This window comes from Exiguobacterium sp. s16 (genome assembly GCF_018618115.1).
GTDB lineage: Bacteria > Bacillota > Bacilli > Exiguobacteriales > Exiguobacteriaceae > Exiguobacterium > Exiguobacterium mexicanum_A.
Genome location: NZ_JACSLM010000002.1, coordinates 485,046 through 497,795 on the forward strand (window position 1 = coordinate 485,046; position 12,750 = coordinate 497,795).

13 protein-coding genes are annotated in these 12,750 nt (G+C 53.5%); 10 read left to right on the top strand and 3 right to left on the bottom strand.

Annotated features, from left to right (window positions below; all coding sequences use genetic code 11):
* Positions 1–83 precede the first annotated feature (83 nt).
* The 10 genes from KNP86_RS05985 (at position 84) to KNP86_RS06030 (ending at position 9,821) form a co-directional block, all read left to right on the top strand.
* Entirely contained in the window at positions 84–572 is a 489-nt protein-coding gene (locus KNP86_RS05985; protein ID WP_084592824.1) for a DUF3939 domain-containing protein, read from the top strand.
* A 126-nt stretch (positions 573–698) separates the two neighbouring features.
* Entirely contained in the window at positions 699–2,264 is a 1,566-nt protein-coding gene (locus KNP86_RS05990) for a BCCT family transporter (protein ID WP_214753212.1), read from the top strand.
* Between the two features lie 102 nt (positions 2,265–2,366).
* The gene (locus KNP86_RS05995; protein WP_034777768.1) at positions 2,367–3,050 is read left to right on the top strand and encodes a hypothetical protein; all 684 of its coding nucleotides are present in this window, start codon (positions 2,367–2,369) and stop codon (positions 3,048–3,050) included.
* A gap of 57 nt (positions 3,051–3,107) precedes the next feature.
* Positions 3,108–5,369, top strand: a complete 2,262-nt coding sequence (locus tag KNP86_RS06000) for an AAA family ATPase (protein ID WP_214753213.1) — start codon at positions 3,108–3,110, stop codon at positions 5,367–5,369.
* 30 nt (positions 5,370–5,399) lie between these two features.
* On the top strand, positions 5,400–5,819 hold the full coding sequence (locus KNP86_RS06005) for an acyl-CoA thioesterase (protein ID WP_034777763.1): 420 nt from the start codon (positions 5,400–5,402) through the stop codon (positions 5,817–5,819).
* Between the two features lie 75 nt (positions 5,820–5,894).
* The gene (locus KNP86_RS06010) at positions 5,895–6,791 is read left to right on the top strand and encodes a M15 family metallopeptidase (RefSeq protein WP_214753215.1); all 897 of its coding nucleotides are present in this window, start codon (positions 5,895–5,897) and stop codon (positions 6,789–6,791) included.
* Between the two features lie 11 nt (positions 6,792–6,802).
* The gene (gene plsY / locus KNP86_RS06015; RefSeq protein ID WP_371743412.1) at positions 6,803–7,417 is read left to right on the top strand and encodes a glycerol-3-phosphate 1-O-acyltransferase PlsY; all 615 of its coding nucleotides are present in this window, start codon (positions 6,803–6,805) and stop codon (positions 7,415–7,417) included.
* Positions 7,418–7,664: 247 nt separating this feature from the next.
* The gene (locus KNP86_RS06020; RefSeq protein WP_034777760.1) at positions 7,665–8,435 is read left to right on the top strand and encodes a DeoR/GlpR family DNA-binding transcription regulator; all 771 of its coding nucleotides are present in this window, start codon (positions 7,665–7,667) and stop codon (positions 8,433–8,435) included.
* Between the two features lie 16 nt (positions 8,436–8,451).
* The gene (locus KNP86_RS06025; protein WP_214711314.1) at positions 8,452–9,114 is read left to right on the top strand and encodes a copper homeostasis protein CutC; all 663 of its coding nucleotides are present in this window, start codon (positions 8,452–8,454) and stop codon (positions 9,112–9,114) included.
* Between the two features lie 59 nt (positions 9,115–9,173).
* A complete protein-coding gene (locus KNP86_RS06030) occupies positions 9,174–9,821 on the top strand; it encodes a DUF975 family protein (RefSeq protein WP_034777756.1) in 648 nt (215 codons plus the stop codon).
* Between the two features lie 19 nt (positions 9,822–9,840).
* Here the strand turns inward: KNP86_RS06030 and KNP86_RS06035 are convergent, their stop codons facing one another.
* From KNP86_RS06035 to KNP86_RS06045, 3 genes are read right to left on the bottom strand one after another with little or no spacing between them, the layout of a single operon-like run.
* Positions 9,841–10,074 carry a DUF2188 domain-containing protein gene (locus tag KNP86_RS06035; protein ID WP_052090131.1) on the bottom strand — a complete coding sequence of 78 codons (234 nt, stop codon included), beginning with the start codon at positions 10,072–10,074 and terminating at the stop codon, positions 9,841–9,843.
* Between the two features lie 46 nt (positions 10,075–10,120).
* Positions 10,121–10,993 (bottom strand): NAD(P)-dependent oxidoreductase, encoded by an 873-nt coding sequence (locus tag KNP86_RS06040; protein ID WP_034777753.1) that lies wholly within the window; start codon positions 10,991–10,993, stop codon positions 10,121–10,123.
* Positions 10,990–12,723 (bottom strand): ABC transporter ATP-binding protein, encoded by a 1,734-nt coding sequence (locus KNP86_RS06045; RefSeq protein WP_214753217.1) that lies wholly within the window; start codon positions 12,721–12,723, stop codon positions 10,990–10,992. Before KNP86_RS06045 ends, KNP86_RS06040 begins: the two co-directional genes overlap by 4 nt.
* Positions 12,724–12,750: the final 27 nt, after the last annotated feature.

A 12,750-nucleotide genomic window follows, 5' to 3' on the forward strand; every position in this document is an offset into this window, starting at 1 on the left:
AGGAAGGTTTTTTTAGTGAATGTGCGAATATAAGGTGAGACGGTGCACGATATCGGGAAGAGAATGGGGAGAGGGGGGAGTGTATGGAGCGACAAACGAAATCAGGCAAAAACTGGTGGCAACGGCTGACGCAAAAAGAGGAAGTGACGGAACAGGAAGTCGACATCACGCTTCCTCAGTTGCGGGAGGCGATCCACGAGTATGAGCAGACGTTGCCGAAAGGCGTCAATCGGACGGTGCTCCTCGATGAAGCACAGGAAATCGATCTTGCGCGTTTGAAGAAACATTTACCCGGCAAACCGAGGCAGCGATTTTACATGTCGAAAGAGACGTTTCACATCGTTCCCGAAACTGAACGGGAAGTGGTCTATGAGATGGATCAAGTCCAGCGGGCGCTCGATTTATATTTCGAACAAGAAAAAAAATTACCGCTCCGAAAATTCCAACAGACGTTACAACTTGATTTGACACGATTACGTGAAGGCGGGTATTTAAAAGTGTTGCCGAAACGGCCTTATTACGTCGTGGACGAGACATTGATCGTCTCGCTAGAACCGAAGCCGCAAGAGTGACGAAACCGAATCGTCACTCTTTTTGTCAGCGGCGCGATTACACGCCGAGGGGTTGAGTCGGGTTTATAAACTATGTTACGGTGGAAAACGTATATGAAAATAAGAAAATTGAATAGGAGTGAGATTATGGAAAGAAAAAGCCAAGTGACGACCGTTTTTCTCGTTTCAGCCATCATTACGGTCTTGTTCACAATTTGGGGCGTCTTCCCGGAGAGCCTCCTCGGTAACGCGAGTCTCTTGAACGTGACGACGAAGTTACAAGGTTGGCTCTCGAACGGGATGGGTTGGTTTTATTTACTCAGTGCGACCGGAATATTACTAGTCGCCGTCTTTTTAATTTTTTCAAGATTTGGTTCGATTCGACTCGGAAAAGATACGGACCGACCAGAATTCAGCTACATGACATGGTTCGCCATGTTGTTCAGTGCCGGGATGGGGATCGGACTCATCTTCTGGGGGGCGGCAGAACCGTTGTCGCATTTCCACGCACCACCATTCGAATCACCGACGCCTGAAGGCGATGCGCGTACTGCGATGCGTTATTCATTCTTCCATTGGGGCTTCCACCCGTGGGCGATTTATGCGATGATCGCGCTCGCCATTGCTTACTCGACGTTCCGCAAAGGTCGTCCGGCGACGATCGGAGAGACGATCGGTTCGCTCGTCAATGACCGCTATGAACGTCCGGTCAAACAGACCGTTGATATTTTGGCCGTCATTGCGACCGCTTTCGGTGTCGCTACTTCGCTCGGTTTCGGGGCCCAGCAAATCGCAGGTGGTTTGCATTACTTGATTCCAGGCGTGCCGAACGCGTTCTCGACACAACTGATCATCATCGCCGTCGTGACGGTGCTCTATATGATCAGTGCTTCGACGGGTCTCGAGAAAGGGATTCGAATCTTGAGTAACACGAACATCTTCCTTGCCATCGTCTTGCTCGGGGCAACACTAGTGGCTGGACCGAGTGCGTTCATCCTCGATTTGTTCACACAGACGATTGGGACATACTTGCAACAGTTGCCGACGATGAGTTTCCGTACGGGTGCATTTGAGCCTGTCGAACGGGAATGGATCAACGGGTGGACGATTTTCTATTGGGCATGGTGGATCTCATGGTCACCATTCGTTGGAACGTTCATCGCCCGCGTCTCAAAAGGTCGCACGATTCGTGAGTTCATCATCGGGATTCTACTCGTTCCGACATCGTTCGGTCTACTTTGGTTCTCTGTCTTCGGTGGATCGGCGATCTGGGCTGACTTGTTCGGCGGCGCAGCACTGATCGACCAAGTTAACGAGATCGGGACGGAAGTCGGGTTGTTCGCCTTGTTCGAGACGTTCGGCGGATTTGGGACGGTACTCAGTATCGTGGCCATCTTCCTGATTTCGACATTCTTCATCACGTCAGCAGATTCGGCCACCTACGTGCTCGGAATGCTGACGACGAACGGGAAACTGATCCCGCCGATGCGCATCAAGTTGATTTGGGGCTTCATCCAGTCCTCAATCGCTGCCGTCCTCTTATATGCAGGTGGGCTCGGGGCGCTACAAGCGGTCGCGATTCTCGTCGCCTTCCCGTTCATCTTTGTCTTGATTCTGATGATCGTCGCCTTGTTCAAGGACTTGGCCGACGAACCGGACGAGCGGGACAAGTGGATTGAAGCGTATAAAGACGAAGAAGATAAACTCGGATAAGTTGAAAGGTCTCCATACGGAGGCCTTTTTTAGTGGTTAATGTTTTGCAGGACCCTCTCGCTAGTGTAGGATAGTAAGTGAAGAAGATTGGGAGGGCATTCTATGAAACAACACGTAAAGAAGCGATTGAGTTGGGTGATTTTTGCCGGTATTCTCATTGTCGGCGCCCTGCTCGCCTATAACTTTTATTTGGTCACCAATTTAAATGACGACGACGGCCGCACCAATCGGGCCGAGCCTTTCTATACGTCTGTGGTCATCGGCTATGAAGAAAAAAAGTTGCCTGAGGACGGGGAGACGCTAGAAGTTCGTGAATATAAAGTGACATATGACGAAGACGGGCACTTCGTGTCCGAGGTCGTAGAGGGACCGAACGTCGGCGCCCGTGCTGAGTGGGATGGGACCGTCTATCGTGAGTTCAATCCGGACGGCGATGAGACGAACAGCCAAGAGACAAGTTCAGGCGCGGTCGCCCCGCACCCGTTCTTGTCGAGGGCGACGAACGAACAGATTCGTAAATGGCTAGACGACGGAACACTTGGCTCGAGCGAAGGCGATGTCGATATCATCGGTCGTACGGCACAAGCGTTCGTCAAGAAAGAAACACCGGAAGCCGTCCCAGCGGAATGGGTCGAGAAGTATCCATCGATTTTCAGTGAAGATGAGAATGAAGAAGCGGTGACCTATTACGTCGATGCGAACGAGCGAATCCTGCTCGCCGCCGAGTCGCGTAACAACGGAAAGTTGTTCCATTCGATTCGCATGACTTCTTTTGAATCACGATAATCCGGCGAGGAGCAGACTGAGACGTCGGCTCCTTTGTCGTCTAAAAAGGAGAATATTATGAAACAGATCACCTTGGAGCAAGTCCAAACCGATTTGACGGCTTGGGAAGAAGGTGGGCGCGTCGATGAAGCGGCTCTCCTGTCTTACGCCCATTGGTCACGCGCGACCGGGCATCGCCAAGAATTGATTCGCACACTGACACTACTCGCGACGAGACGGTTACAGCACCGTCAGTCGATCGACCCGCTGTTAACTCGTTGGGTGAAAGAGTTGGAGTCGCTCGGTGCTTTGCCGCCAGCCCTTCGTGTCAGTCAATTGTATGATCTTTTGCGGCGCCACAAGCAACAGCTGCATGTCGAGTGGCCGAAGCTGCGTGAGACGGATTACGCGTCGATGAAAGTTCAAATATTGACCGAATATGAGTCGAAGACATCCGAGTTGCTCGAACATCTCGAGCAGCTTCACGATGAGATTGACCGCGCCAAATCTGATTTACGGGACTCGGAGTTTAAAGGGCAACTCGAACGTCTGTTCATCGTCGTCATCGAAGCGATGCAAGAAGTGGCCGCGCTCGAAGACGACACAGCCTCACTCTTGGCGTCGATGCAAGGGAATTATTTCAGCCGCGAGGCGTTTCACCGCTTCGGCCAACGAGTCGGTCTCGTCAAGGAACGACTCGACGCGATTGTTGCATTGTTACCAGAACAAACTGAAGCGACACGGTCGAGTGCGATTGAGTCGCTTGAGTCGATGATTGGCTTGTCTGACGTGAAGCAACGTGTCAAAGCATGGTATCGGTTCTTGTTGTTCCAGAAAGAGCGTGAGAAAGCGGGGTTCTCGTCCAAACACCAACCTTCACTCCATCTCGTGTTCACCGGCAATCCAGGGACCGGCAAGACGACGCTCGCGCGTCTCATGGCCGAGATTTATTTCGAGCTCGGTCTGCTCGCACGTCCCGATGTCGTCGAGGCGGACCGGTCGAGTCTCGTCGGTGCGTTCGTCGGTCAAACGGAAGAACAAGTCATGAACAAGGTGAAGGAAGCCGAGGGCGGTGTCTTATTCATCGACGAGGCGTATGCCTTGAAACGTCAAGATGCGAGTGGGAGTGACTATGGACAAGCAGCCATCGACACGCTCGTCGCCGCGATGACGAGCGGGGAGTATGCGGGAAAATTTGTCGTGATTCTCGCCGGTTACCCGGAAGAAATGCGTCATTTTCTGCTTGCGAACCCAGGACTTCGTTCCCGCTTCCCGGAATCCAACCATTACGAGCTCCCGAATTACAGTGATGACGAACTCGTCGCCATCGGTGAAAAAGTGGCGGCGGAGAACAACTACGTCCTGACGGTCGAAGCGAAGCGCGCCTTGATTGCGCGAATCGACCGGGAACGGGTCGACGCGACGTTCGGCAACGCGCGGACGGTGCACAACATTCTACTCGACGCCATGTTCAAGAAAGGGTCGCGATTTGGTGCCGATGCCCCACTCGACGAGATGGCCCTCCTGACAGAAGTCGATTTTGATATGGATGCGACCGAGGATACGTCCGGTCCGACACTCGACGATTTGGTCGGGATGGATGAGGCGAAACGTCAACTGCGCGAGATCGAGGCACTCGTCACGATTCAGAAGCGTCGGCGTGAACTCGGGTTGAAGACGGCACCCGTCCAGCTCCATGCCGCCCTCGTCGGGAACAGCGGGACCGGAAAAACGACGTTCGCCCACCTGTACGCCCAGCTTTTGAAGAAGACAGGATATTTAAAACGCGGACATTTGAAAGTCGTCAGCCGGGCCGATCTCGTCAGCGGCTATGTCGGGCAAACGGCACAAAAAACGAAAGCCGCGATTCGCGATGCACTCGGTGGCGTGTTGTTGATCGATGAGGCATACAGCCTGAATGGAGGGCCGAACGACTACGGGCGCGAAGCGATTGATACGCTCGTTGACGAGATGCCAAAGCATGGAGACAACCTCGTCGTCGTGATGGCGGGCTATGAGGCGCCGATGCGTCGCCTGATCAACTCAAACCCAGGGCTCAACAGCCGGATCAAGCGGACGATTCACTTCGAGGACTACTCGCTTGAACAGATCGTCGATATCGCCAAGAAGTATGCCGCAAAATTCGGCTATACGTGTGATGAAGATGTCAGTCAGGCACTCCTTGACCGTCTAAAAGAAATCGACCGACCGAATGCACGGACGGCCCTATCGTTGATCGATGAAGCGATTGCGAGACAATCGTATCGTTTGATCGAAGCATCGTCACAAGACAGTGAATTGAATCAGATTTTAGAAGTAGATATTAAGACCAAGTTATAATATAATCAAGTTGAAAGTGAGGACGATTCAATGCATACGATTCAGATTCCGGTCCGCTATCAGGAGACCGACATGATGGGCATCGTCTATCATGCAAACTATTTAGTATATCTTGAAATGGCACGCACCGAATTGTTGCGCCAGCTCGGGGTCGAATATAAAGACATGGAGGAAGCTGGATTTGTTTCCCCAGTGACGAACGTCTCGGTCGATTATAAGAAGAGCGTGACGTACGGAGATACAGTCCACGTACGAGTTTGGGTCGATAGTTATTCGAAGGTCCGGACGGTCTATGGTTATGAGTTGACTGATCAAAACGGTCATCTCGTCGGTTCGGCGAAGACGACACATGTCGTCGTCAAACGCGGTGACTTCAAACCGATTCGACTCGATCGTGAGTTTCCTGAGTGGCATGACATGTATATGCGCGTCATGAGTCCCGTCTTATAACAGTGGTTCTTTTGTACCGTCAGTATGGTATCATATCTTGACGGTATTTTTTGTACAATGAAAGGGGAAGATCGCATGCGAAAACCATCTATGCTGATGGTGTGCTGCGCCTTGACGCTCACATTAGTGGGCTGTACCACAAGCGACCAAAGCAAAACGGAAGAAGCCGAGAACAAACCGGCCGAAACCGAACAACAAACAGAAACTCCGGCCGAAACGCCGACGGATAAAGAAGACGAGCAAGCAGAACAACCGACTCCGGAAACGGAGGAACCGACAGCGGAAGAGCCTTCCGAGGATCAGCCTGAAGAAGAAGTGCCGGTTGCCGAGGCGCCTCCTGTAGAGGAGCCGACTGAAGCGCCGAGCGAACCGCTTGAACAGAATGGGACGGCGAATTTGAAGCTCGACACACTCATCCTTGTCAATAAGCAAATCGCCTTGCCAGCGGGCTATAAACCAGCCGATCTCGTGACGGCGAATATCGATTTCGTCGAATCGGCGACCGGGGAGCGGAAGATGCTTCGTAAAGAAGCGGCACAGGCCATCGAGAAGCTCATGACGGGCGCGAAAGCGGCCGACATTGAGTTAAAAGGGACGAGTGCGTTCCGTTCCTACGATTATCAAGTGCAACTGTTCAATAACTATGTCGCTCGGGACGGGAAAGAACAGGCGATGAAATATTCGGCACCACCAGGACACTCGGAACATCAGACCGGGCTCGCCATCGATGTTTCGAGCGCCTCGGTCGGCTATCAATTGACACAAAGTCTAGAACAGACGAAAGAGGGCAAGTGGTTGGCCGACAATGCCCACACGTACGGATTCATCGTCCGTTATCAACGTGCATATGAGGCCGAAACCGGTTATATGTACGAACCGTGGCACTTACGCTATATCGGGGTAGAGCATGCGACTGACGTCCACAAGGCGAACGTCCCGCTTGAGCACTATCTCGAGCAATTAATGGATTAAGGGGAATTGCGATGCCTTACATGACAGAAATCATCATCATTTTAATCAGCTATTTACTCGGTGCGATTCCGTTTGCTCTTATCGTCGGAAAACTCGGCTATAAGGTCGACGTCCGGGAGCATGGGAGTGGGAATTTGGGCACGACGAACACGTTCCGTGTGCTCGGCAAAAAAGCCGGCACGCTCGTTCTGCTCGGGGATATGGGTAAAGGGTTGGTCGCAGCGCTATTACCGCTCCTCTTCGGGAGCGAGATGAGCTTGCTCCTCGCCGGGATCCCGGCCATCATCGGTCATTCGTATCCGGTGTTTGCCAAGTTCAAAGGCGGAAAATCGGTGGCGACGAGTGCGGGCGTTCTGCTCGCGGCGTTCCCATGGTTTTTCGTCGTCGTCGTCGGGACGTTCCTCGTGACGCTGTTCGTCTCGAAGATGGTATCGCTATCTTCGATGGCTGCCGCAGCCGTGGGGCTCGTGACCGTCGTCACGTATGGTGTCATCGCGAAAGATTGGCTACCGCTCATCGTCATCGTTCCGCTCGCCTTGTTCATCATCATCAAACACCGCACGAACTGGCAGCGGATTCGCTCCGGCACTGAACCGAAAGTACCACTGTTCCAAAAACGAAAATGAATGTTTCGATGACCGGCAAGATCTCGGAGGATACGGAGAGAAGGTCGGTCATTTTCATGAGATGCGCTCGGGATTGAAAGCAAGACGTCAACATTCGACTGTCTTTTTTTGTGGATTTCTGTTGATTTTCGTCGAAATGAGCGAAAAATCTGTTGGATTTGCCCGTTCTTTACTTTCTGTTTACGTTAAATTTACATCCGTTCGCTACACTGAGAAAGGAAGCGATATTTGCGGAGGAGGCAGGGAAGTGTCTTTAATTGGAGAAGAACGTAAGCAAAAGATTGTGGAATGGATTGAACGAGAAGGCAAAGTGAAGACGAGTGAGTTGATTGAACGGTTGAACGTCTCTGGGGAGTCGATCCGCCGCTACTTAGAAGAACTTGAAAAAGAACATCGCATCAAACGGGTGTATGGCGGGGCGGTGCTGCATCAAAGCGTATCGTTCCAACCGATGATGATTTCAAACATGGACGGGATTCGTCGCATCGCCTATACGGCGTTTCAGCTCGTCGAGGATGATACCCTCCTTTACATCGGTCATGGGGTCGCCCCGGAACAAGTCGCCGCGAGACTTCGCGGACGAAATTTGACGGTCGTCACACCGTCACTCATGGCGGCAAAGGCGCTCTTCGAGCAACGGGCCAAAGGCGTCTTCACGGGGGACATCCAACTGCTCGGCGGCACGATTGATCCGAAGCATCTCGTCACCGTCGGCGAACACGTCTTGCAGCAGTTAAAGACGTACATGTTTGACATGGCGATTTTCTCCGTCGAGGGGGTCGATCCCTCGCTCGGTTTGACGTGTGATGCTCACGGTCTCTCGACCGTGACGCAAGCGGTACTCGACCAAAGTAGACAATGTTTTCTACTGGCCGACCATACCCAGTTCAACCAACAAAAGCGGTATCGGGTCTCCGATTTTTCCAAGGTGACGACAATCATCTCGGATTTCCCGGAGCCCGCAGATTGGAAACGTGCGTTAGCGGAGCACGAGGTCGAATGGCGCTTCGCACCTTAATAAGGAGGCAGAAGACATGATTGAAGTGATCGTGACCACATTGAAAGAAGCGAAACAGGCAGAGCGTTACGGGGCGGACCGTCTCGAATTGATTGCGGATATGCGAGCTGGCGGGACGACACCGAGTTTCGGGACGATTCGAAACGTGCTCGAACAAGCGACGATTCCGGTCCACGTCATGATTCGTCCGCATGCAGACTCATTCGTCTATGATGAAGCGGACGCGGAGACGATTTTGGCAGACGTCGGTCTGTGTCGTGAGCTCGGAGCCGATGGCATCGTGTTCGGTGCTTTGACGAATGACGGACGCATCGATGAGGCACTGCTCGGGGAAGTGATTAAACATAAGGGCGAGATGGCATTGACGTTCCATCGGGCCATTGATGACGCGGTCGATTTGATGGACGCTATCACCGTGTTGAATGATTTCCCTGAAGTGGACCATGTGCTGACATCTGGCGGTCAAGCGACGGCATTAGAGGGCTTAGAGCGGTTGAGCGCGATGCACGACGTCGCGGAAATGAACATCCTTCCAGGCGCTGGGATCACGGCGGACAACGTGTCCCAACTCGTCGACCGATTAGGCATTGACTTTGTCCATGTCGGTAGTGGTGTAAGGACCGATGGACAGCTAGATGAGCAGAAGTTCAACGCCATCAAGGAAACGATGACACGCTAAAAACAGTCGGATGACTGTTTTTTTGCTATAATGAAAAAAACGATACAGTAGGTGAAGTCATGCAATCATCAGTCTATAAACAATTTGCCCTTCGGATGTTGTCCGGGAACTGGGGCATCTCGCTCCTTGCGGTCGTGGCAACGATGCTCGTTCAAGCGGTCATCACGACGCAGCTCGATTTAGAATCGACCGACCCGAGCATCCTGTTCGTCTCGATCGGTTTACTATACACCGCGACCGTCTTGCTCGCTCCGCTAGAACTTGGCCGCAACTGGGTATTCCTCGACATCGCGAAAGCCGAGAAACCGTCGTTCGGTCTGCTGTTCGAAGCGTTCGGTTCGCTCAAAGATTACATGCGTGCCGTCACGTATTATGCCGTCTTTTATCTCGGCTTGAACGTGCTCATGCTGTTCTTGATCGTGCCGGGAATCTGGTTCTATTTGACGTATCGGATCGTCCCGTTCGTCCTACGGGACCGCCCGGAACTATCCGCTTTCGGCGCGATGCGTGAAAGCCGCCGTCTCATGTTTGGGCACAAGCGCACGATGCTTCGTCTATATGCGAGTTTCATCGGTTGGTATGTGCTCGTCTTGTTCACCGGCGGATTGGCCTATATCTTCGTGCAACCTTATATCAACACGGCGCTCGCCGGACTGTACGTCGAAATCAAGGCAGAAACAGAAGCAAACGAACAACCGGTCGGCTGAATGAGCCGACCGGTTGTTTTTATGTCCCGTGCCGATCCGACTTTTGTGGGTCGGGAGCGTCACGGAACTCGTCTTTCTCTTCTTTTGAGGCATGTTCATGCCATTTTTTCGCTTGTTCCGTGGCGATCGGAATCGCCTTTTGATCGGAGTAGCCTTGGGCGAGCAAGGCGTTGGCGATATCAATGGCTTTCTTTTTGACGAGCGGGTCGAAGTTTTTCAGTGATTCCGGATAATCTTTCATATTCCATGGCATCTGTCATCGCTCCCTTCTGTACTACTAATTCCACGAGCGAGCCGATTCAAACGTCTTGGTGCATGTAGTATTCGATGAGCGCCTGCGTCCCGTTCTCGCCGTAGCCGTTCTCTTCGAGGATCGAGTACAGTTTATGCGCCAACTCGAGGCTCGGCAGTTTGATGTTCAACTGGTCTGCGCTCTCGAGGGCAAGTTTCATATCTTTGATGAAATGTTTGATGAAGAAACCGGGAGCGTAGTCCTCGATGATCATCCGCGGGACAAGGTTCTCGAGCGTCCAGCTGCCGGCTGCGCCGCCTCGGATCGTCTGGCGCAGTTGATCGGGATTGAGCCCGGCTTGTTTCGCAAAGGCGAGCATCTCGGCGTTGCCCATCATGATGCCGGCGATTGCGATTTGATTGGCGAGCTTTCCATATTGGCCACTCCCGGCATAGCCCATCCGTTCGATCGATTGGCCCATCGCCTCGAACAGCGGTCGCGCCTTCGTGAAGGCGTATTCGCCGCCCCCGACGAGAATCGACAACGTCCCGTTCTTCGCACCGACATCGCCACCCGTGACCGGTGCGTCGAGCGGGAGTAAGCTGCGATCGATTGCTGCCTCAGCGATACGTTCGGCGAGCGTCGGCGAAGACGTCGTCATATCGATCACGAGCGTTCCCGGCTCGGCCGACTGCAAAATCATACCGTCCCCGAAATAAAGGCTCTCGACGTCAGACGGGTAGCCGACGATGGTGATGACGGCATCGGCGTTTTGACAGACGGCTTCGACCGAATCACACCAGCGGACACCTTCCGCCAATAAATCAGCCGCCTTCTCTTTCGTCCGCGTATACGCTTGGACTTCGAATCCCGCCTTCATTAAGTTTCTGACCATCGATTGACCCATCACACCGAGTCCGATAAATCCGATTGTCTTCATAATTGATTGCCTCCTAAAAGTTGTTGTTTCACGAGTCGTTCATAGAGTTTGTTGTCCCGAAGCAACTCTTTGTGCGTCCCGAGCCCGCTGATGCCGCCGTCCTCGAGCACGACGATTTGGTCGGCATGTTGGACGGTCGAAAGGCGGTGGGCGATGACGAGCGTCGTCCGGCCTTTCATGAGCCGGTCGAGCGCTTCTTGGACGACACGCTCAGATTCCGAGTCGAGACTTGATGTCGCCTCGTCGAGCAATAAGATTTGCGGGTCGCGTAACAGCGCCCGGGCAATGGCGAGTCGTTGTCGTTGACCACCCGACAAGCGGACGCCGCGCTCACCGATCTCTGTATCGAGTCCGTCCGGCATCGACTCGATGAACGACCAGGCGTTGGCCATGTCGCAGGCTCGTCGAATCTCGTCCTCGGTCGCTGTCCGGGTCAAGCCGTACAAGATATTTTGCCGCACCGTCCCGGATAGGACGGGCGAATCTTGGGCGACGTAGCCGATGACTTGCCGCCATTCGTTGCGGCCGTAGGTTGAGATATCCCGGTCCCCGTAATAGATGTGACCGCTCGACGGAAGGTAGAACTGCTCGACGAGGGCAAACAGTGTCGTCTTGCCGGCACCGCTGCGTCCGACGATGGCTGTCGTGGCACCGAACGGGACAATGAGGGACACGTCGTCAATCACAGGTTGGTCGCCATAACGGAACGTCAGGCCCTCGAACGAGAGCGACGACTGTCGAATCGTCGACGGCTCAGCCGTGTATGGTTCCGGCTCGATGGCGAGCAGTTCCGAGATTCTTTCGGTCGCCCCGCGTGCTTTTTGAAGCCGGGTGATAAACTCCGTCATCGTGATGAGCGGCGTGATGATTTGGAACAAGTACAGCATGAACGCGAGCAACGAACCGGTCGACAGGGCACCGGTCGAGACGCGATAAGCCCCGAAGCCGAGAATGGCGATCAGCATCGCCGTCAACGTGACGTTCAAGAGCGGAATCAAGATTGCTTGAATCCGTCCCTCGCGCACACCGAGACCGAAGAGCCGCTCGATGCGGCGTTTTCCTTCTGCGACCTCGACGGATTCGGTCGCCTGTGATTTCACGAGCCGAATCTCCCCGAGCAGTTCGGCGAAAAACCCGGACAAGTCACCGAGTTCATGTTGGGTCGCCTTGGCGATTTTCCGAAGTTTACGCCCGAGCGGGATGACAATCAAGAGTGTCGTCGGCACCGAGAACAAGATGACGAGCGTCATCTGCCAATCGAGTGTGAATAAGATGCCGACGGCGCCGATGACCGAGACGAACGACGTCAACAAGCGGACGCTCTGTTCGGACAAGAGCTGCTGCAACGTCGTCGTGTCATTGTTGAGCCGCGAGACGAGATCCCCCGATTTGACGCCGTCATAGAACGGAATCGGAAGCGCGACGAGATGCTCCCATAACGTCGTCCGCAGGTTGGCGACGACGCGTTGTCCGACGATATGTAACCAATAGATCGAAATCGCGCTCGAGACGACTTGAATCAGAAACGCGATGACGAAGATGGCGACGAGACGGGCGTCAAGCGCGGCCTCGCTCCAATTGTCGACGACGCGTTGCAAGATGAGCGGGATGGCGAGTGACGCCATCGCTTGGAGCAACGAAATCAATACAGCGCCGATGAACAGACCTTTCGGTGGTCGAGCGACGCGGAACAAGCGCAAAAAAGCTTGCCATGTGGATGTGGACTCCATGATACGTCCCCCTTTCCTTTTAACTTT